Origin of the sequence: Sphaerospermopsis torques-reginae ITEP-024, assembly GCF_019598945.1 — a bacterium.
Taxonomy (GTDB): Bacteria; Cyanobacteriota; Cyanobacteriia; order Cyanobacteriales; family Nostocaceae; genus Sphaerospermopsis.
Genome location: NZ_CP080598.1, coordinates 3,704,201 through 3,726,262, shown reverse-complemented (window position 1 = coordinate 3,726,262; position 22,062 = coordinate 3,704,201). Strand labels below are relative to the sequence as shown.

The 22,062-nt window shown below is 38.4% G+C and carries 19 protein-coding genes and 1 pseudogene; 8 read left to right on the top strand and 12 right to left on the bottom strand.

Translation table 11 applies throughout. The features are described from left to right. Positions 1-148: 148 nt before the first annotated feature. From K2F26_RS17335 to K2F26_RS17320, 4 genes are all read right to left on the bottom strand, one after another. Complete coding sequence (locus K2F26_RS17335) at positions 149-835, bottom strand: Crp/Fnr family transcriptional regulator (RefSeq protein WP_220608791.1); 687 nt, start codon at positions 833-835, stop codon at positions 149-151. Positions 836-1,042: 207 nt separating this feature from the next. Further along, a complete protein-coding gene (locus K2F26_RS17330; protein WP_246605404.1) occupies positions 1,043-1,366 on the bottom strand; it encodes a type II toxin-antitoxin system RelE/ParE family toxin in 324 nt (107 codons plus the stop codon). Positions 1,367-1,369: 3 nt separating this feature from the next. Further along, complete coding sequence (locus tag K2F26_RS17325; protein WP_220608790.1) at positions 1,370-1,636, bottom strand: prevent-host-death family protein; 267 nt, start codon at positions 1,634-1,636, stop codon at positions 1,370-1,372. 184 nt (positions 1,637-1,820) lie between these two features. Then, on the bottom strand, positions 1,821-2,147 hold the full coding sequence (locus K2F26_RS17320) for a helix-turn-helix domain-containing transcriptional regulator (RefSeq protein WP_220608789.1): 327 nt from the start codon (positions 2,145-2,147) through the stop codon (positions 1,821-1,823). A gap of 290 nt (positions 2,148-2,437) precedes the next feature. On the opposite strand from K2F26_RS17320, the gene hcp reads away from it, so the two are divergent. Next, a complete protein-coding gene (gene hcp, locus K2F26_RS17315; protein ID WP_220608788.1) occupies positions 2,438-4,072 on the top strand; it encodes a hydroxylamine reductase in 1,635 nt (544 codons plus the stop codon). 59 nt (positions 4,073-4,131) lie between these two features. Here hcp and K2F26_RS17310 read toward each other — a convergent pair whose 3' ends face one another. From K2F26_RS17310 to K2F26_RS17295, 4 genes are all read right to left on the bottom strand, one after another. Continuing rightward, the gene (locus tag K2F26_RS17310) at positions 4,132-4,398 is read right to left on the bottom strand and encodes an NIL domain-containing protein (protein ID WP_220608787.1); all 267 of its coding nucleotides are present in this window, start codon (positions 4,396-4,398) and stop codon (positions 4,132-4,134) included. 232 nt (positions 4,399-4,630) lie between these two features. Beyond that, positions 4,631-5,482: a sulfate ABC transporter permease subunit CysW gene (gene cysW / locus K2F26_RS17305; RefSeq protein WP_220608786.1), complete on the bottom strand. Its 852-nt coding sequence runs from the start codon at positions 5,480-5,482 to the stop codon at positions 4,631-4,633. Continuing rightward, positions 5,469-6,338 carry a sulfate ABC transporter permease subunit CysT gene (gene cysT, locus K2F26_RS17300; protein WP_220608785.1) on the bottom strand — a complete coding sequence of 290 codons (870 nt, stop codon included), beginning with the start codon at positions 6,336-6,338 and terminating at the stop codon, positions 5,469-5,471. The genes cysW and cysT overlap by 14 nt, the downstream gene beginning before the upstream one ends. A 47-nt stretch (positions 6,339-6,385) precedes the next feature. Further along, positions 6,386-7,477 carry a sulfate ABC transporter substrate-binding protein gene (locus K2F26_RS17295; RefSeq protein WP_220608784.1) on the bottom strand — a complete coding sequence of 364 codons (1,092 nt, stop codon included), beginning with the start codon at positions 7,475-7,477 and terminating at the stop codon, positions 6,386-6,388. A gap of 292 nt (positions 7,478-7,769) precedes the next feature. Here K2F26_RS17295 and K2F26_RS17290 point away from each other — a divergent pair, with 292 nt between their 5' ends. The 5 genes and pseudogenes from K2F26_RS17290 (at position 7,770) to K2F26_RS17270 (ending at position 13,776) form a co-directional block, all read left to right on the top strand. Next, positions 7,770-8,825, top strand: a complete 1,056-nt coding sequence (locus K2F26_RS17290; RefSeq protein WP_220608783.1) for a sulfate ABC transporter substrate-binding protein — start codon at positions 7,770-7,772, stop codon at positions 8,823-8,825. Positions 8,826-8,973: 148 nt separating this feature from the next. Next, complete coding sequence (locus tag K2F26_RS17285; RefSeq protein WP_220608782.1) at positions 8,974-10,137, top strand: GuaB3 family IMP dehydrogenase-related protein; 1,164 nt, start codon at positions 8,974-8,976, stop codon at positions 10,135-10,137. Positions 10,138-10,490: 353 nt separating this feature from the next. Continuing rightward, positions 10,491-10,829, top strand: a pseudogene (gene trxA / locus K2F26_RS17280) (thioredoxin); the annotation flags it as partial. 265 nt (positions 10,830-11,094) lie between these two features. Continuing rightward, positions 11,095-12,165, top strand: a complete 1,071-nt coding sequence (locus K2F26_RS17275) for an LOG family protein (protein WP_220608780.1) — start codon at positions 11,095-11,097, stop codon at positions 12,163-12,165. 288 nt (positions 12,166-12,453) lie between these two features. Beyond that, entirely contained in the window at positions 12,454-13,776 is a 1,323-nt protein-coding gene (locus K2F26_RS17270; protein WP_220608779.1) for a D-alanyl-D-alanine carboxypeptidase, read from the top strand. 301 nt (positions 13,777-14,077) lie between these two features. Here K2F26_RS17270 and lptC read toward each other — a convergent pair whose 3' ends face one another. The 3 genes from lptC to metG form a co-directional block, all read right to left on the bottom strand. Beyond that, entirely contained in the window at positions 14,078-15,211 is a 1,134-nt protein-coding gene (lptC, locus tag K2F26_RS17265) for an LPS export ABC transporter periplasmic protein LptC (protein WP_246605403.1), read from the bottom strand. A 98-nt stretch (positions 15,212-15,309) separates the two neighbouring features. Continuing rightward, entirely contained in the window at positions 15,310-15,939 is a 630-nt protein-coding gene (locus tag K2F26_RS17260) for a LabA-like NYN domain-containing protein (RefSeq protein ID WP_194059606.1), read from the bottom strand. Between the two features lie 151 nt (positions 15,940-16,090). After that, positions 16,091-17,692 (bottom strand): methionine--tRNA ligase, encoded by a 1,602-nt coding sequence (gene metG, locus K2F26_RS17255; RefSeq protein WP_220608777.1) that lies wholly within the window; start codon positions 17,690-17,692, stop codon positions 16,091-16,093. Positions 17,693-18,624: 932 nt separating this feature from the next. On the opposite strand from metG, the gene K2F26_RS17250 reads away from it, so the two are divergent. After that, entirely contained in the window at positions 18,625-19,434 is an 810-nt protein-coding gene (locus K2F26_RS17250; protein WP_220608776.1) for an alpha/beta fold hydrolase, read from the top strand. A 528-nt stretch (positions 19,435-19,962) separates the two neighbouring features. On the opposite strand, the gene K2F26_RS17245 is transcribed toward K2F26_RS17250, so the two are convergent. Next, on the bottom strand, positions 19,963-20,262 hold the full coding sequence (locus tag K2F26_RS17245) for a hypothetical protein (RefSeq protein ID WP_193941146.1): 300 nt from the start codon (positions 20,260-20,262) through the stop codon (positions 19,963-19,965). Between the two features lie 146 nt (positions 20,263-20,408). On the opposite strand from K2F26_RS17245, the gene K2F26_RS17240 reads away from it, so the two are divergent. Beyond that, a complete protein-coding gene (locus K2F26_RS17240; RefSeq protein ID WP_220608775.1) occupies positions 20,409-21,881 on the top strand; it encodes a leucyl aminopeptidase in 1,473 nt (490 codons plus the stop codon). Positions 21,882-22,062 lie beyond the last annotated feature (181 nt).

Genomic DNA, 22,062 nt, shown 5'->3' with positions numbered 1-22,062 from the left:
TTTTCGCAATAACAAGCCTCTATTCTCAATATTATTGATAATATTATCAATAATTTTACGAAGATCGGTTATTTCAGCCATTGATATTGACATACTATTTTTTTATGCTATGATGGGTGTATGATAGAAGGGAGTTGTATATCAAAATTTATTTGCTCTTGGATGTGAGTATTTTGTCAGATAATGTAATTTTTGTTCCATTAACTTCAATTTTTCCCTCTTGAGTGAGTTTATAAAAAGCGCGAGAAAGGGTTTCAGGAACAGTACCTAATAATGCTGCTAATTGGGTTTTGGGTAAGTCTAATTCTACAACATTAATATTACCGTTTTTCTGACTTAATTTTAATAAATAATTGGTCAATCTTTCTGGGACTTCCTGAAAAGAAAGAGCGTTAACTAAGTTGGTTAAATGCCTGAGATGTTTTGCGAAAGTTCCTAACATTGCTATTGCTAAAGTAGGATGTTGTTGTAAAACCATGAAAAATGAAGTTCTGGGAATAAACACAACTTCCGAAATTTCTATTGCTGCTGCGGATGCGGGAAAATGCCCACCATCAAAAGCGGGAACTTCTGCAAAATATTCTGATGTTTCAAAGATGTGTAATATTTGTTCTTTACCGTTATTTGCTACTTTAAATACTTTGATTTTACCAGATTTGATAATAAAAAATCCTGTTGCTGCGTCTTCTTCCCAAAACAGAGTTTCGTTTTTTTTGTAAGTTTGGAGAATGGCAATATTAGCAACTGCTTGGAGTTGTTCATCAATGATGTTTTCAAAGATGGGGGTTTGGTGGAGGAAGTTTTTGACTTCTAGGACTTTTTCGGTGAGAGTCATAAAGAGAATGTCAGAATCAGGATGTCCAGGATTTAAGGATGTACAGGATGAAATAGAGATTTTGTACAAGAATAATAATTACCCAATAAACATCTGTAAATATTTGATTTTCCTAAAATTAACTTCACCTATTTTCCCCATATTAGTGCTAGATAATCTACTCATTGTATTTACAATCTAAAAATTATGTATTTCAACCCATCAAAATTATTCCCCGTTTTCATCTATATAGGATTGGCTACTATGACGAATATGAATAATGGCAACAACATATTCTTCAAGGACAAATAAAACTCGATATTTTCTTTGTTTTCCAATCCAGAGTTGTCGAACTTCAGAACCTATTGCTTTGGCTTCAGGTGCTATACTACAACGCTTAGGAAATTTCTTTAATGATTCTATAGCATCTTCTAATTGATAATACCAATTATTTGCTATTTCAGGACTTGTATTATCGCACATCCAACGATAGGCAGTTTCGATTTCTTGAAAAGCGGTAGGTTGAATAATAACTTCATAATTCATGGGCATAATTCATGGGCGTGGAGGAATGTTAAACTTATTTTTTAAGGTTGCTAGAGCTTCTTCTGCGGGTATTCCTTCCCCTTGCTTAAATTCATCTAATCCTTTACGAATACCTACTATTGCTTCTAAATAATCAATTCTTTCTAATAGTTCCTGGTATGTAACTAGGGATGCTTGAGGTTTTGTTTTGAGCGATCGCAAAAAACTTAAAACATCCTCTAGTAGTTCCTGGGGAGTATTATCAATTTCTTGTAAGAGTAATTCTTTGATTGTCATTACAGTTCATTTTTAATGTTGATACTTTGATTATAGCAATTTAATTTGTCAGTATTCAGCCGTCAGCTATCAGTAATCAGCAAATAGTAATAATAGTGAGGATAATCTCTGATAACAAAGCGTGATGTATCCATATCAGGATGTCCAAGATTTAATGATGTACAGAGGAAATTAACGAAAAAATTCAGGAAGAAATAACTCTTGTTTGCACATTAATATCAACATTCAGATTTTTCCTTAAAACATTAAAAATTGCAGTTAGATTATCCATTGTTGGATTACCTTTTGCAGATAACATTCGATGAAGACTCTTACTCGGTTTAGAAGTTTCAATTGCTAACTGTTCAAAACCTACGGTTGCATTAACAATATCTCTTAAAATTAGTCTTGCTGTTTCCGGTTCACCATTGAGGAAAAGAGAGATAGCTTCATCAAATAAAGCTATGACAAACTCAGGATCTTTTTGGAATCTTGCATTAACAGTTTCTTTAAAGTCTCTAGTAAGTGTCATAATAACTACCTCTTATCTCCTGTCTCGTTTTCAGTGTCTTGCGTTTTCCTAACTTCTTTTTTTCGCCTTTTGTACTCTTGGTACAATTCCTTAGCACGATTAATATCAGATTGCTGATTTTTCTTTGTCCCTCCACCAAATAATATTATCAGTTGCTTACCATCCTGAGTTAAATCAATCCGAATACTTGAAAAAACTTTACCAAACTTTACCCAAAAACTTGACTTAAATCAAGGATATCCCCAATCGCAATCACTACACTGTAAGCATCAAGAGTTGAGGAACGAATTATGTTCTGTAACCAATGTGAACAAACCACCCGTGGAGATGTCTGTCATCAGTGGGGTGCGTGTGGTAAAAGTCCCGAAGTTGCTGCTTTACAAGATTTATTAGTACATTGTTTGCGTGGACTTTCTCAAATAGCATTACAAGCAAAATCTTTAAGTATTAATACTCGTGACACCGATGAGTTTACCTGTGAAATGCTTTTTTCCACATTAACCAATGTGAATTTTACAACTTCTGATTTTATCAATTTTGTAAATCGGGCGATCGCACTTCGTGAAAGTCTCAAGTTAAAAATTCAAGCATTGGGTAATAAAGTTGTAGAATCAACTATTAATACTTTCCAACCTGCTATTAGTTTAACAGATCAAATTCAACAAGGCAAAGATTTAGAATTTGAATTTATCAGTCAATCTGCAAACAATGTTGATATTTTCTCACTTAAACTTACAGTATTATATGGTTTAAAAGGTGTTGCTGCTTACGCTTTTCATGCCTTAGAATTAAATCAGCACGATGAAGGTTTATATACATTCTGCCATGAAGTTTTAGCTAATTTAGATGACCAAAATAAAACCTTAGAATATTGGTTAAACCTGGCTTTAAAAGTTGGGGAAATGAACCTCAAAGCAATGCAGCTTTTAGACGCAGGAAATACAGAAACCTTTGGACATCCTACACCCACACCTGTAAAATTAGGACATACAAAAGGTAAAGCAATTTTAGTTTCTGGACATGATTTATTAGCATTAAAAGCTATCTTAGAAGCAACCGCAGGAACAGAAATTAAAGTTTACACCCACGGGGAATTATTACCAGCGCATGGTTATCCCAAATTAAAAGCAAAATATCCCCATTTGTATGGACATTATGGTACAGCATGGCAAAATCAAACCCATGAATTTGAACATTTTCCTGGTGCGATCGCCATGACTACAAACTGTCTTGTACCACCCCATGAAAGCTACAAACATAAAGTATTCACATTAGGACCCGTTGGTTATCCAGGGTTACAACATTTGAGTATTTTCGATGTTACACCTATCATTAATAAAGCATTAGAACTACCAGGTTTTACAGATGAAGAAAATAGAGGAACAGTAACTACAGGTTTTGCCAGAAATGCAGTTTTAGGAGTTGCAGAAACAGTCATTAATGCAGTAAAAGCAGGACAAATAAAACACTTCTTTTTAGTAGGTGGTTGTGATGGTGCAAAACCAGGAAGAAACTACTATAGTGAATTAGTAGAACAAATTCCTAATGATTGTATAGTCTTAACATTAGGTTGTGGAAAATTCCGCTTTTTTGATAAACAATTAGGTGATATTGGTGGTATTCCCAGATTATTAGATGTAGGACAATGTAATGATGCTTATTCCGCAATTCAAATTGCCGTAGAATTAGCAAAAGCCTTTGAAATAGGAGTTAATGAACTACCATTATCAATGATATTATCATGGTATGAACAAAAAGCGATCGCCGTTTTATTAACCCTACTTTATTTAGGTATCCAAAACATTCGCATAGGTCCTACCCTTCCCGCTTTCCTATCAGCAAACGTTGTTAAACTACTATCAGAAACCTATCATTTACAACTCATCACCACACCAGAAAAAGACCTAGCAGCGTGTCTTAGTTAGACAACTGAAATTAAAAAATTAGCCCCCCTTTTTAAGGGGGGTTGGGGGGATATTGAATATTACCAATTACCTATTCTATTTTCATCCCAAACTTCCAAATTCAACTCTTGCAAATAATTTAACCCATTTTGAATTTGCGTTTCAGTTCCCTGTAAATCTAAATCAAACCAACCATCACTAATAGCATCCTGACCTAAAAAAGCAGCCTTAATATTAATAGTTAAACCATAATCAGAAACCAGACGAGAAATAACAGGTTCTTGATGATACTCCTTAGTAATTCTCATCCTAATTCTTTGACTTGTCAACACATTTTTATCACTCATAAAAACCCCCAAAAAATAAAACCATCACCATAAATAAATCTAACGTACTTACCAACTAACAACACTCACCCAAAAACCCTCTCAAACCTCTTCCCTTCGTGTCCTTCGTGTCTTCGTGGTTCGTTCAAAAAAAACTTAATATTTAACGAACCGCAAAGAACGCAAAGTAAGAATTATTCCACATCCTGAGTACGGATTATATTTTACCCAATCACCAATCACCAATCACCAATTATTCCACATCCTTAATACGAGTTTTCCTCTCCAAAATTTCCTTGATAACCAAAGTTACCACCGCCAAAAATGCCAACAAAACCGCCGCCGAAAAAGCCGCTTCCGTTTCATATTGTTTATAGGCATCCTCCACAAACAAAGGCAAACTTTGAGTCTTACTCGCAATATTTCCAGAAACAACAGAAACCGCCCCAAACTCACCCATAGCCCTAGCATTTGTTAAAATCAAACCATAGAGTAAACCCCAACGAATACTAGGTAAAGTCACACGCCAGAAAGTTTGCCATTCATTAGCACCTAAAGTTTTTGCTGCTTCTTCCTGATCTTTTCCGAACTCTTCCAAAACCGGAATCACTTCCCTAGCAACAAAAGGCATACTGACAAACGCCGTCGCTAACACCATTCCTGGAAAAGCAAAGATAATTTGAATATCAGCAGATTGTAAAAAACCACCAAACCAACCTTGTCTACCATAGAGTAAAACAATCATCAAACCTGCCACAACTGGAGAGATAGAAAAAGGCAGATCAATGATACTTAAAACAATAGCACGACCAGGGAATTTATGACGTGCGATCGCCCAAGCAGCACACAAACCAAATACAGTATTTATCGGTATAGAAATCACCGCTAATAATAAAGTTAACCAAGCAGCATGGAGAAAATCTATTCTGGTTAGGTTCTCAAAAAATGGTCCTATTCCCTTTTTAAAAGCTTGGTAAAACACATTAAGAGTTGGGATATACTGCACTAAAAATAAATAACCAACCGCTATCCCAATTAAAACCCCCGGAACCCAACTTTGCTTTTTTTGATGTTGTGCTTGTTGCTTTGGTTTACCTGTTGTCATATCTTCTTGCCCAAGCTTGTAATAAATTAATTGCTAAGAGTAAAACTAGAGAAATTGCCAATAAAACAACCCCTATTACTGTTGCACCTGAATAATCATATTGTTCCAAACGTTGGAAAATTAACACCGGTGCAATTAAATCTTGAAACGGTGTATTAGAAGCAATAATTACCGTCGAACCATACTCACCCACCGCACGGGAAAAACCCAAAGCAATACCAGTTAAAATTGTGGGAAATAAAGGCGGTAAAATTACCTTTGTAAAAGTTGTCCACTGAGAAGCGCCCAAACTCCAAGCCGCTTCTTCAATTTCCTTTTCCATCTCTTGCAGCACAGGTTGTACAGTCCGCACCACAAACGGCAAAGATATATATATCATTGCCACACCTACACCCAAACGAGTAAAAGAAACTTTAATACCTAAAGGTGACAGTAAAGAACCTATCCAACCATTATCACTATACACAGTTGCTAAAGTTAAACCTGCTACTGATGTCGGCAAAGCAAACGGTAAATCTACGGTAGCATCAAAAATTCTCTTTAAAGGGAAATCGTACCGCACCAAGACCCAAGCAATCAAAGTACCAAATATACCATTAACAGCCGCCGCCAACATAGAAGTTACAAAAGTAACATTATATGTAGCCAATGCTAATTCACTGGTAGCAATTTCCCAAAATTTTGCAGGTGGTTCTGTACTTGCTTTGAGGAACATGGCCACAATAGGCAAAAACAACATAAAAAAAAGGTATAAAATTGTTATTCGCCAAGTCCAGGGGAGACGAATAATTTTATCTAAAAAAACCTTCCCAACAGGGTCTTTTTTGCGAGTTTCCAAATTCGTAGATACAGCCATAATTCAAACTTTTTCACAATTAACAATTACCAATCACCAATTACCAACTACTTTTTCTTAGCTTGAATTTGATCAAATAACGCTCCATCATCAAAAAACTTTTTCTGTACAGTATCCCAACCGCCTAAGTCTTGAACTGTACTCAAATTTTTAACTGGGGGGTATTTATCAGCAAATTCCTTTGATTTTGCTACGGTTTCATCTACAGGACGAAAACCAACTTTAGCAAATTCTATTTGTGCTTCAGGAGTAAATAGGTACTTCACAAACGCCTCTACTACTTCCCTATTACCATGTTTATCTACATTCTTATCTACAACAGCAATCGGGTTATCAATAGATATATTCACATCAGGAATCACATAATTAACCTTCACTCCCTTTTCCTGTGCCAAGACAATTTCATTTTCATAATTAATTAACGCATCACCTTGACTCTGTTTAAAAAAAGCATCTGTAGCTTCACGTGCATCTCTAGTTAAAATCGGTACATTATTGTAAGCCTTGGTGACAAACTCTGTAGCTTTAGCCTCATCACCACCAGTTTTAATTACTGAGTTCCACAAAGCCAAGAAATTCCAACGCGCTACCCCTGAAGTTTTTGGATCAGCAGTGATAAATTTTACGCCATCTTTACCTAAATCTGCCCAAGTTTTGATACCTTTGGGATTTCCTTCACGAGTCACCAAAGCAGCAACAGACTTAGAAACAATCGCATTATTAGGAGCTTCTTTTTCCCATCCTGGTTGAATTAAACCCGCTTTTTCAATTTTTTGGGTATCCAAACCCAAAGCTAAATGAACAATATCCGCTTCTAATCCATCAATTACAGCCCGTGTTTGTGAACCTGAACCGCCATAACTTTGTTTAAATGTCACCCTTTGTCCATGTTCCTTCTGCCATTTTTCCACAAACTTAGGGATAATCGCTTCATGTGCTGCTTTTGTCACCGCAAAAGACACCAGGGTAATTTCCACATCTTTTTTTGTAGAATCTGTAGCCGTGGGAGTTTGGGAATTATTCTCATTACCGCCTCCGCAAGCAGCAAGTACCGAACTCAGCAAAACGCCTACCAAAAACAGAGATAAAAAGCTTTTTAGTGAATTTATACGCACCCTTGGACGTTGCCACCAACTCATATTGTCTTCTCCTAAATATCTGAATTGTATATAAACTTGACTTTTACGATAGGGAATATGGGGATTTTAGCAGATGTGGAGAGACATCAATAATACAGGATCTTTTTATAACTTATTTTTATTTAATATACTATTTAACATTTTAAAAACAAATACACCGATTTGCCGATAGATTTTTTGTGTTTTATGTCTTGATTTTGGCGATCGCATCTGATAATCTCTGTTTTTGTAACAAACAACTAATTACCTATCGAATTACCGTAGTTTATTCACAAATCCAGGAAAAGCACCCATGACAAACAAATCAGTAATTAAAGCTACAACCGCACTCATCACCTTTGAATTAAGTGTAAATACGGTATTACCTGTATTTGCACAGACAAAAAATCAACCCAACCTCATCAGTCAAAAGCCCAAGAAAGTAGAAATTACCCTAGTATCCTACGCAGTCACAAAAGCTGCTTACAGTAAAATCATTCCCCAATTTGTAGCCAAATGGAAACGAGAAAAAGGACAAGACGTAACCATCAGAGAAAGCTATGGAGGTTCAGGATCGCAAACCCGCGCCGTTATTGATGGTTTACCAGCCGATGTAGTAGCATTAGCACTAGGACTAGACACAAAAAAGATTGAAAAAGCAGGTTTAATCAATTCAGGTTGGGAAAAAGAAGCACCCAACAACTCAATAATTACCCGTTCAGTAGTAGCATTAGAAACCCGTCCTGGAAATCCCAAAGGCATCAAAACCTGGAATGACCTAGCTAAACCAGGAGTAAAAATAGTCACAGCAAATCCTAAAACTTCCGGTGGTGCAAGGTGGAATTTTCTAGCTTTGTGGGGTGCAATAACAAAAAACGGAGGCAACGAAAACCAGGCATTAAACTTTGTGCAACAAGTATTTAGAAATGTAGTAGTATTACCTAAAGATGCCAGAGAATCAAGTGACGCTTTTTTCAAAAAAAATCAAGGTGATGTACTAATAAACTATGAAAACGAAGTCATCTTAGCAGCACAACAAGGAAAAACAGATACAACCTACGTAGTACCATCTACGAATATATCCATAGAAGGACCCGTAGCAGTAGTTGATAAAAACGTAGATAAACGCGGAACTCGTGAAGTATCAGAAGCATTCGTCAAATTTTTATATACACCAGAAGCCCAGAGAGAATTTGCCAAAGTTGGTTTTAGACCAGTTAACCCCACAGTAGCCAAAGAAGTACAGAACAGATTTCCCAAAATCAGCAAACTTTATACTGTCAGTAGTTTAGGCGGTTGGGATGCTGTACAGAAGAAATTTTTTGATGACGGTGCTATTTTTGACAAAATCCAATCTAGAAGGCGTTAACGAAGGGAGGGGGCAGGAGTTCAGAAGAATAAAGAACTAATTGTCCTCCCCCACACTCTACACCCTACACTGTAAATTAAAAAAATCCCTCCCAATATTCCCATAATTTTGATACCCTAGCTTAAACAGATTTGAGAAAAGTGAAAGAGTGGAAATTCAACTTGGGCGGGGAAAAATGGCTCGCCGAGCCTACGGCATTGACGAAATAGCTTTAGTCCCCGGTAACAGAACATTAGATCCGAGTCTAGCGGACACAAAGTGGAAAATTGGTAATATTGAACGACAAATACCGATTATTGCCAGTGCAATGGATGGTGTAGTAGATGTTGGTATGGCGGTGCGTCTATCCCAGTTAGGAGCTTTAGGAGTTCTTAACCTAGAGGGTATTCAAACGCGATATGATGACCCAAATCCGATATTAGATCGCATTGCTTCAGTAGGCAAAGATGAATTTGTGGGACTGATGCAAGAACTTTATGCCGAACCGATCAAGCCCGAACTCATTGAAAAACGTATTCAGGAAATTAAACAACAAGGCGGTATTGCGGCAGTTAGTGCAACACCAGTCGGAGCAAGCAAATATGGTGAAGTAGTAGCTAAAGCTGGGGCTGATTTATTTTTTATCCAAGCTACAGTAGTTTCTACAGACCATGTTGCACCAGAGTCTATCACACCACTGGATTTAGTGGCATTTTGCCAGTCTATGCCCATACCTGTGATACTAGGTAACTGTGTTACTTATGAAGTCACCTTAGAATTAATGAAAGCAGGTGCAGCAGCAGTATTAGTAGGTATTGGACCCGGTGCAGCTTGTACATCCCGTGGAGTTTTAGGTGTGGGTATACCCCAAGCCACAGCAGTTGCCGACTGTGCCGCTGCCAGAGATGACTTTTATCAAGAAACCGGCAAATATATACCTGTCATTGCCGATGGTGGTTTAATCACCGGTGGCGACATTTGTAAATGTATTGCTTGCGGTGCTGATGGCGTAATGATTGGTTCACCCTTTGCTAGAGCCGCAGAAGCCCCAGGACGGGGTTATCATTGGGGAATGGCAACTCCTAGCCCAGTGCTGCCCCGTGGTACTCGTATTCGTGTAGGTACAACTGGAACTCTAGAACAAATACTCAGAGGTCCAGCAGCATTAGATGATGGTACTCACAACCTACTAGGCGCATTAAAAACCAGCATGGGTACATTAGGAGCAAAAGACCTCAAAGAAATGCAGCAAGTTGAAGTAGTTATTGCTCCTTCCTTGTTAACAGAAGGCAAAGTGTACCAAAAAGCCCAACAGTTGGGCATGGGTAAATAAATAGGTGATAGGTGATTGGTGATTGGTGATTGGTGATAGGTGATTGGGAAGAATAATATGTTACTTCCTATTCCCTATTCTCTATTCCCTGTTCCCTGTTCCCTCCAACAAAAATTTTTTCCCAGCAAACCTAAACAATCACTGGAAAAATCCCAACTGTAGCCTACAATAGAAATAGCGGAGACAAATGTTTCCGTTCACTCCTCACACCACACTCCGCCCGGACTACTGTTCGGGCGGTTCCTTATAATTATCCATAAATTCCATAGCTTCTTTGCAAATGTACATCCTTCACTCCCAAGCTGATGTTTTTGCTATGGTAGAATTTTCACTAAACTCATAAATATAATAGGCAAAGGTTTTTAGGAATGTCAGCAGCAGCACAAGTTACAGATTCTAGTTTTAAGCAGGAAGTGCTAGATAGCGAAGTACCCGTTTTAGTTGACTTCTGGGCTCCCTGGTGCGGTCCTTGTCGCATGGTAGCTCCTGTTGTCGAGGAAATCGCCAGTCAGTATGAAGGTCAAGTCAAAGTAGTCAAAGTTAACACTGATGAAAATCCTCAAGTTGCCAGTCAGTATGGCATCCGCAGCATTCCCACATTAATGATTTTCAAAGGTGGACAAAAAGTGGATATGGTTGTCGGTGCCGTGCCTAAAAGTACATTATCTCAAACTTTGGAAAAGCATCTTTAAACCTAAAGTGGCTACAAATTTTATTCATTTGTCTGCTTTTAGGTGAATATTTGTTAATTTGTTTCAGAGGCGCAAAGTTTGCGTCTCTAGAACACTTTATACACAACAAGCCAGAAAATTTGCAATTGATGATTTTTCGGGAAACCGGAAAAATCTTGACCCTATGACCACCTAAATTATACAAACCCCTTTTGGGGAAATGTTTACGCTTGCGGCAGCGTAGGTAGTTCACATAAAATATAATGCCATTGTTGTGGCAGTTCTCATGACCTCTAAAGAGTCCTTTGAAATACTAGAGTCTCTCCAAGCTGATATTGCTGAATTAATAGATCGTTTACCGACTTTAAAACATCGGCAATTTATCCAGCAAGCACTTGCTACCATAGTTCGTTTAGCTGATAGTGAAATTGATCGTCTGGATTGGAAGATACTATCTGCGGCTTTAGCAGATATGGAAAGAGGCTTCCAACTCTTTTATGATTATCGACACACTCGCAAAGTTACTATCTTTGGTTCTGCTCGTTTAGCACCACAAACCCCTGATTACCAAATGGCAGTTCAATTTGCTCGCGCTGTATCTCAACTAGGATTTATGGTGATGACAGGTGGTGGTGGTGGGATCATGCAAGCTGGTCAAGAAGGTGCAGGAAGAGACAATTCTTTTGGTTTAAATATTCAGTTACCTTTTGAGCAACAGGCTAACCCTTTTATTGAAGGTGATCCTAAGCTCATTCACTTTAAATATTTCTTTACCCGCAAACTCTTTTTGCTCAAAGAAAGCGATGCTGTGGCTTTGTTTCCCGGTGGGTTTGGCACTCAAGATGAAGCTTTTGAATGTATGACACTTAGCCAAACAGGTAAATTTGGTCCTGTACCTGTGGTTCTTATCGATCCTCCCGGTGGTGATTATTGGCACTCTTGGAGTAAATATATTGATGAGCAATTGGTGGCAAAAGGTCTTGTCAGTCCAGAAGATCCTAGTCTGTACACAGTTACAGATAATCTAGAGATTGCTTGCAATGCCATCACCCGTTTTTACCAAGTTTATCACTCTAGTCGCTACGTAGGTGATCAGTTGGTGATTCGTCTCAGACACGAGTTATCCAATGAATTGGTGGAACAATTAAATGCTAACTTTAGTGACATTCTTGTCCAAGGCAGAATTGAAAAAAGTCAGGTATTACCTCAAGAGGGTCAAGATGAAACATCGGATTTACCCCGCCTTATTTTATACTTCAATCAAAGAGATTTAGGGCGTTTATATCAGATGATTGCAGCGATTAACCAATTAGGTATTCCTACCCCAGAGGAAACAGCCCATCCAGAAAGAAAGTAGGTTGGTGATTGGTGATTGGTGATTGGTGATTAGCTAAAAATAACTAATAACTAATAACTAATGATTAATAGACCTCTCCGAAAATGAATGTAGAGACGTTCCGGCGGAACGTCTAAAGGTTTCAAGCCACGCACATTTAATTACCGGAGATGTTTAATGACTAATGACTAATGATTGAGTTTTCCTGGTGGCAAGTTTTCCAGATAGTAAGAAGTGGAATTAAAAGGCATAATATGCCAACACTGCAAACAATTATTAGATATCTGAACAAAGATAGAGGAATTAAATATGCTGGAATTATTAGGTTCAGGTTTGGTTTCACTTTGGCTCGATATGGCTGGAGTTAAAATCCAACCTGTAAATGCTTTAGAAGCATTGGTTTGGCAAAGTAGTCCTGGCTTTGTCATTGCCCCTGATCCTAACCCAGCCGGAGCTATGACAGTACAGGAATATCTCAAGGAGTTGATGACTTCCAAGCTGGTTACGGAAAATCTGATCAAGCAACAGGGAGTTTGGTTGCAGTCGGGTCCGATGTTAATGGCTAATCACCAAGGTACAATTCCTCTACCCGCAGCATCTTTAACTAAGGTGGCCACTTCATTAGCAACTTTTAAAAGTTTGGGACCAAACCATCAATTTGAAACTTTGGTTAGTGCTACAGGTCCTATTGTCAATGGGGTAGTAAATGGTGATTTGGTGATTAATGCTGGTGGTGATCCGATGTTTGTTGGAGAGGAGGCGATCGCTGTTGGTAATGCTCTCAATAAAATCGGTATTAAGCAAGTCAAGGGAAATTTGGTAATTACTGGCAATTTTGCCATGAATTTCTATACTAATCCTACCGCAGCCGGTCAATTACTCAAACAAGCTTTAAATCACAAAAGTTGGAATCGTTCTGTGATTTACCAATATTCCCGAATGCCCAAGGGAACACCTAAGCCCCAAGTGGTAATTAATGGTACGGTGCTGGTGACAGCACAGCCTAACCCTAAACAAACTTTACTGGTACGTCATCTCTCTTTACCCCTACATCAACTCATTAAAGAGATGAATGTTTACAGTAATAATGATATAGCTGAGATGTTAGCTCAATCAGTGGGAGGGGCAAATGTAGTTAAATCTACTGCTGCTCAACTGGCTATGGTTCCACAGTCAGAAATTCAATTAATTAATGGTTCTGGTTTAGGAAGAGAAAATAAGATTTCTCCTAGAGCCGTCTGTGCTATGTTTATGGCACTACAACGGGAAGCATCCGCCCATAATTTGACCTTGGCTGATTTGTTCCCTACCTCTGGCTTTGATAATCGTGGGACAATGCAGTTTAGAAGTATGCCATCGGCCACTGTGATGAAAACTGGAACTCTCAGTGATGTTAGTGCTTTAGCAGGAGTTGTACCCACACGCGATCGCGGTTTAGTCTGGTTTGCTATTATCAATCGCGGTTACAATGTACCCAGTTTTCGCTCTGAACAGGATCAGCTTTTACAACATCTGGTGAAACAATTACAAGTATATACTGGTGTTCCTACAGTCCTGACTCCCCATTCACCTAAAAATTATTTACCAAAATTAGGTGTACCCAGCCGCAATGAAATTTTGTATAGAGGTTAGTCATTGGGCATTGGGCATTGGGCATTGGTAAAAATCTTTTCTTCCCCAGTCCACAGTCCCCAGTCTTCACAAGGGTAGGTATTTTACATTGTCGTGAGGGCAAGACTTGGAGGACAAGGAAGGACAGTGGACAAGGGAGGAAACCCGTGCAAATAATGTACAATTGGTCACAAAAACCGACGCTCAACAGACCATTTTTTGTATAAAATCTTCCTTGTCTACAATACCTCCTTGTCTTCCAGGTCCTGCCTTAACAGATAATATTAAAAACCTACCCCTGTGAGAGTCCCCAGTCCCCAATTTAATACTGGGGTATAATTTCTGTTACCACTCTGTTACCTGAACTACCGCCTTTAACAACAATATTTTCTGTTTCCAGATTACCGACTGCTGTTGTACCTTGAAAGTTTAATGGTGGTTCAACTTGACGATAAACTACATTTCCCTGTGCTTCTAATAATTTTTTCTCTAAATACCAAGTGAGTTGATTTGATTTTAAAGATTGATTCTTTTTGCCCACGGCATTTACATTGCCTGTTAAATAAACTGTTTTTTCTGGTATTTTCATTTCGGCTTTATTACCAGTAACAGTGACATTTTCAGCTTGATGAACAACACTCACAGGGGCATTTGCTTTGACAATTTCTTCATTTATATTCCATGTCATCGAATTACTAATGATTTGCATAGGTGGTTCTAGCAAGTTTAATTGGGCTTTGGGTTCAAGAGTGGCAACTTTGGTTTTCAAGTTAACTTGAGCACCATTTCCTCTACCACGTCCAGTTATTTGATTATTTTCATACCGGTCAATTTCGATGGGGCGATCGCCAATTAATTTTTCTTCTTTAAGAAGCCAAACTAACCGCTCAGTTCGCATTTGTAATTGCGGATCACCTGATGTAGCAACGACTTTTCCCGAAAATTCTATTCGCTGTTCACGGGTTTTTACTCTTGCTTCCTGTGCTGTGGCTTTTAATTGTTTATGATTACCATTAAATTGATTACGAACAATCAATAAATCTTCTTCAGGTCGCCATTCTAATTCATTACCTTGTAATACTACTCCATTACGCGGATCTGTAGCTCTAATTTTCCCTTTGAGTAACAGTTGTTTACCATCTTGCTTAATATCGGCGGTTTCGGCTTTAATGGTGTAAACTACTTTGCCATCTTGATAAAGTTCACCTTGGGGATTTTGGGCTTCACCAATTTCTGTTTCTTTGGTATACTTGGCTTGTTGAGCTTGGACTTTCCAAATAGGTCTACCTTCTTCATCAAACTGCTCTAAAGCTACACCGAAAAAAGTTAACTTACTATCTTGATTTTGGTTAGCTGAACTGTCCGGTTCTGGTTTTGTAGGAGATGGATTTCCGCAAGAATATAAGCCAAGTAACAATAATAAAATCCAAGACAAATAAGAGAAATTTCTCAGCATTTGTAAAATATAAGAATACAAGCGGGGGGAGTTGGATTTACTTCCCCTCTGAAGTTGTGAACATTCTCTCCGCTGATTCCCGCTTTGTGGATTTTGCATTATTCTGGAATTTCTAAATGTCCTTCACTATCTCTAGGATCGTCCAAGAACCCCATACTAGATAATGGTCTATAGGGATAACCAGGACGGGGTGTTTTTTGGATATCTTCCTTGATAGCTTCTAAATCAATATAGCGATCGCTCACATTAATTAAGCTATCACTGGTCATTGACCTTAAACTCACCACTTCAACCCTAACACCACGATAGCTGACAGAATTTACAGCATAAGCCAAATCGCCATCACCACTCACTAAAACTGCGGTATCATAGGAATCGACTAACGCCATCATATCCACAGCTATTTCCACGTCTAGGTTAGCTTTTTTTGAGCCATCCGGTAACTGCACTAAATCCTTAGCAATGACTCGATAACCATTGCGACGCATCCACAACAAAAATCCCTGCTGCTTCTCATTTGTCCGGTCTACACCAGTATAGAAAAAAGCCCGCAATAGTCTAGAACCTCCAGTTAATCGACACAAAAGCTTAGTATAATCAATTTCGATTCCTAACTGTAAAGCCGCATAAAATAAATTCGACCCATCAATAAATATAGCCACCCGACCCCGATTCTCTAAAACCTGTTCCGGCGAAAAAATCGAGTCATTTTCCAAATTATTCAACATCATTGTCATACCTCGGTTGTTATCCATGTTATTGCCGATAGAAATCATTAACTTTTACACTCTTGCTAGATTGGCTTATGATAAATTCCGGGGCCAACAAACAAAGTAGGCCCCCGATTCGGTTTTTACACTCAATCAAAAATGGAAAGTGTTAATTGTTTTTTGGTAGTTCTATCCGTTTAAAAATTGGTTGAGGTGTACCCAACTGTTGTTTATCTGATAGTACGCCCCATGTTGCATGGGTAGTAAAAGGCGCAACCATTGAACTTTCTTTTTGATTGTTAAAATTGATTCCCCAGCCTAGTTGTTGATAAATATCGCTGCTAATGTTGGGAATAATTGGGGAGAGGAGATAAGCTGCTAGTCTCACTGATTCGAGAACCGTATACAGCACTACTTCCACTTCTTCTTGCTTGCCCTGTTTATATAATGTCCAAGGTGCTTGTTCATCTATAAACTTATTGCTGGCTTGAACTAATGACAAAACAGCGTAGCAAGCTTCGTTGAAAGCTAAGTTTGTATAAGCTTGTTTCACCTGTTCCCCTAGCCCCAAACCAATCGCTTTTAAAGCATTCTCAGCGGGAATAACTTCTGGAGCGATCGCAGGAACTTTACCAGCGCAGTATTTTTTCACCATGTTCAAAGTACGATTTAACAAATTACCTAAATCATTTGCCAAATCTGCATTTAGAACATTGATGAACCTAATTTCATTAAAATCTCCATCCTTGCCAAATTCGATTTCCTTAAGGAAGTAATAACGAACTGCATCACTACCATAACCTTGAACTAAAGCTACAGGATCAAGGGTATTACCCAGAGTTTTCCCCATTTTTTGACCATCTTTAGTCAAAAATCCATGTCCAAATACTCGCTCAGGCAAAGGTAAACCAGCTGACATCAGCATTGCTGGCCAGTACACTGCATGAAACCGCAATATATCTTTACCAATTAAGTGCAGATTGATCGGCCACCATTTTTCTAAAGCATTCGCTAAAGTTGGTTCTGCATCTGGTTCTAATAATGCGGTTACATAACCCAGCAGAGCATCAAACCACACATAAAGGGTATGTTTAGGATCTACAGGTACAGGAAAACCCCAATCAAGATTTACCCGCGAAATGGAAAAATCCTGTAAACCTTGACTGACAAAACTGAGGACTTCATTACGGCGACTGGCAGGTTGAATAAAATCTGGCCTAGACTGGTAAAATTCCTCTAGCTGGGTTTGATACTTGGATAAACGGAAAAAGTAATTTTGCTCGTCTCGCCACTCTACTTCTTTGGTAGTATGAATAGGGCAACGTTTACCGTCTAACAAATCACGTTCTTCTTTAAATTCTTCGCAGGATACACAGTACCAGCCTTGTTGTTGTCCTTGATAAATGTCGCCATTTTCCCAAACTCTTTGGAAAAATTCTTTAACAATTGCCTGGTGATTTAAAGCGGTAGTGCGACTAAAGCGATCATATTGAATATTCAGCACCTGCCACAAGTTGATGAAACTGGGTACAATTTGATCACAAAATTCCTGTGGTGGTTTTTCTAAACTTGCTGCTGACCTTTGAATTTTTTGCCCATGTTCATCTGTACCCGTAATCAGCAGTACCTGATTTCCTAACAAGCGTTGAAATCTGGCTACTACATCTGCTGCCATTGTAGTGTACGCACTACCAATATGGGGAACATCGTTTACATAGTAGAGAGGTGTAGTCAGGGCAAAGGTTTTTGAAGTTTTATTCTCTAGATTCATAGGAATTAAAAAACAAATTATTAAACAGTTTTGTTGGTTAGTTGCTGCTGTAAAGCCAGGTAATTATATAATATTGCCACTATTTTTTCAAACAATAACTTAATATTAGCAAATATATCACCTCAATCATTGTTTTGCCATATTTAGAACTTCTACTCATTGCTCTTCAAATCACGGTAAATAGTTGTTATTAATCATGTTGTCAACTGTTCATTCCTCCATTTTGATCATCCATTCAACAAACCAAAACTCAAAAAATAAAGCTAAATCTCTGATTTATACATTTCTACCTGATAACTCAGCTTGGCGTTAGCTATAGATAGTGAAAGTTATAGTAAAGAAATGTAAAAATAATATCAAGAAAAAATGCGATATTTTTCACAAAAGATACAGTAATTAATAGGATAATTAATTGGGGATGCGGACTGACTGGTTCAGTAAATTTTAGTTTTTAGTGTGGAAATTTGAGATTGTTGAGATTGTAGTCAGTGAAATAAAATCTAAATACAATCTAAAATCTAAAATCTAAAATTGAATCACCAATTAACAATTACCTAGGTTGAGTGAGTTTGTGAAGGATCGGTTAAGCGATTTCACTTATTTATATATAATTCATTCAAACTTCACTAAAATCTGTAATCATAGTTTCAGACTCGACTGATTTTTATCTAGAAAAGCTGATTTTGGTAATGGGTAATGGGTAATTGGTAATTGGTAATGGGTAATGGGTAATGGGTAATTGGTAATTGGTAATTGGGAAAGAAGGGAACAGGGAACAGGGAACAGAGACAAATAAAATTGATTACCCAGTCACCAGTCACCAGTCACCAGTCACCAATCACCAATCACCAATCACCAGTCCCCAGTCCCCATAATTCGCAGTGAAAAGGTACAGTTAAACAAGGTCAAATAGATAGAGACACACGGGCAAAATGACAGACGTTGAACTTAAACCTTGTTTCCTAACTCCCAAAAGAGTACAACCAGAGTATCCGCTGTTTGTCTATTTACCAGGAATGGATGGAACTGGTCAAATGTTGCGATCGCAAACAACTGGCTTAGAATTGGGTTTTGATGTCCGTTGTTTAGCGATCCCCAGACAAGACCTCACTACCTGGGATGTGCTGACTAAGAACGTTTTAGACTTAATTCACGCAGAATTAGAAAGAAGTTGTCATCGCCCAGTTTATCTGTGTGGTGAGTCCTTTGGGGGTTGTTTGGCTATGAAAGTCGCTACCCAATCACCACAATTATTCAAACGTATTATTTTAATTAATCCTGCTTCAGCCTTTCAATTACGTCCTTGGCTCAATTCTTTATCTCAACTAACTGACTTTGTGCCATCATGGTTTTATGATATTGGTGCATTAGGATTACTACCATTTTTGGCATCTTTATCACGGATGTCTAGTAGTATTCGCCATGAACTGTTAAGAACTATGCGTTCTTTACCCGCAGAAACGGTAAATTGGCGGTTGTCATTGTTGCGGGAGTTTCAAGTTGAGCAGGAAAAATTGCAACAATTGACACAACAAGTATTACTGATTGCTGGGGGGAGCGATCGCTTGTTACCTTCTGTGAGTGAAGTGGAACGGTTAGATCAGATTTTACCTAATCCTAAGAAATTAATTTTACCTGATAGTGGTCATGCTTGTTTATTAGAGGAAGATGTGAATTTGTATAAGATTTTGAAGGATCATGAATTTGTAGAATCTTTAAAATACAGTCATGCTACTAAGTAGGTAAACAGAAAAAACCGAAATATGTAACGAAAAGTAAAATCGACGTAAAATTAAACCTTCAGCAGCGTATCTTATACATGATACGCAGTAATCACTATTTTCTGATCAGGACTATAAATAGATTCTACCCTTGGATATTGATCATGAATCCACCAAACTTTAATTCTATTACCTTGGGCTGGCGCAGTACCTGATATTGAGTAACCAGCATCAATCATTAATTTCTCAAATTGAGTTGCGCTTAATGTTTGACATTTGAACTGTGGTAGTCCCTGGATTTTATGCTTGTTTAGGGTCATGGGTAGCCTGGTAAATTATGAATATTTTGTATCTTACTACCCTACGCTTTTCACAACTTGTAAAGCAATAAACCAGATTGTACGTAGTCCAATTAATTATTGGACATAGTCCAATTAAATAGGTAGCCTGATAAATTATGAATATTTTGTATCTTACTACCCTATTTTTTTCATAACTTGTAAACCAATAACTCATATTGGATTTAATCCAATTCAATCTTTTACGTTACTAACCTATCCTTTTCTCAACCTCATCTCCAAATGAGTCATAAGTACCCTGATAAGTTGTAAAAATCTTATACCCTGGTAATACTAAAGCCATCCCTGCATGACTGTGAATCTTACCTGGATATCTATAAGGTTGATCATCAGGAACAGCACCACCAAGGCGAATCTGTATTCCTGGTAGCCATAAGTATAAGCCAGGAATTAATAAATCCATGCTATAAGCAATTTCTCTCATAGCTTGATTGTCATCAAGAGAGTTATTAGCAATAAAGCTCAACCTAGTGTTTATGATATTTAACATAGTTTTTTTCATCCCCAAGCGGGGAACTTTGACAAGATGGCTTAGTTTCAATCCCTAATAGGGATTATCTTAACAGGAGTTCCCACACCCCGGAAATTTTGAGCAATACTGGTACAAGTAAGGAAGGTTTACAGAACATTACAAAAATGACGATTCAACCTACAAACACAGCATTATTAGATTGGAGTGGTGATACTTTAGCAGTTGGCTTGTTTGAAGATGCAGTAGAGTTAACAGGCGATTTAGCGACTCTGAATGAGAAATGCGGCGGAATTTTCTCAGAAATCATTGCCGAAGAAGAATTTACAGGTAAAGCTAACAGCACCGTTGTTATTCGCGTAGGTGCTAGTCATCCCGTGCGGAAGGTGATTTTGGTAGGTTTGGGAAAACCGGATGCTTTGAAATTAGAAACTTTACGCCGTGTTGCTGCTACAATAGCTCGCACTGCCAAAAAGCAAAAAACCAAAACTCTGGCAGTGAGTTTACCAGTTTACAACAACGATCCAGCAGCTACAGCCCAAGCGATCGCAGAAGGCGCACAACTGGCACTTTACCAAGATACTCGCTTTAAATCTGAACCAGAAGATAAAAATCCCAACATCGAAACTATTGATTTATTGGGTTTAGCTGGACAAGAAGCGGCTATTACCCGTGCAGAACAAATTGTTTCTGGGGTAATTTTAGCTAGGCAGTTGGTAGCTGCTCCCGCTAACGCTGTGACACCGATTACAATGGCAGAAACCTCCCAAGCAATAGCTAAAGAACACGGTTTAGAATTACAAATTTTGGAAAAAGAAGATTGTGAAAAATTAGGTATGGGGGCATATTTAGGAGTAGCCCAAGCTTCTGACTTACCACCTAAATTTATTCACCTCACTTACAAACCAGCTACCACACCCAGACGCAAATTAGCAATTATTGGTAAAGGTTTAACTTTTGACTCTGGTGGTTTGAACATTAAAGGCGCTGGTAGCGGTATTGAAACCATGAAAATTGACATGGGTGGCGCTGCGGCAACTTTAGGTGCTGCTAAAGCTATCGGGCAGTTAAAGCCAGATGTAGAAGTTCACTTTATCTCAGCCGTCACCGAAAACATGATTAGCGGTAAGGCAATGCACCCAGGAGACATCTTAACCGCATCCAATGGCAAAACAATCGAAGTCAACAACACCGACGCAGAAGGGCGTTTAACCTTGGCTGATGCTTTGGTTTATGCGGATAAGTTGGGTGTAGATGCGATCGTTGATTTAGCGACTCTCACAGGTGCTTGTGTGGTAGCTTTGGGTGATGATATCGCCGGTTTATTTACACCTGATGATGGGGTAGCTTCCCAACTGCAAACCGCCTCAGAAACAGCAGGTGAGAAAATTTGGCGGATGCCAATGGAAGAAAAGTATTTTGAGGGGTTAAAATCTGGTATTGCGGACATGAAGAATACCGGACCCCGCTACGGTGGTTCTATTACTGCGGCTTTGTTTTTAAAGCAGTTTGTGAAGGATACCCCTTGGGCGCACCTGGATATTGCTGGTCCAGTTTGGGCTGATAAGGAAAATGGTTACAACGGTGCTGGGGCGACCGGTTTCGGGGTGAGAACTTTGGTTAGTTGGGTTTTGAGTTAGTTTTTCGGTTTGATACAGCAGGAGTCAGGAGTCAGGAGTAAAACTCTCTTTCTGTCTAGGTTTTAAGTAAGAATCTGTACCAGATTGATCTGTAATCTGCTGTAAATTATTAAAGGTTCTGCTTTGGGTGTAATCCAAGGTAGAGCCTTTTTATATGCTCAGAATATTAAACGCAGATAAA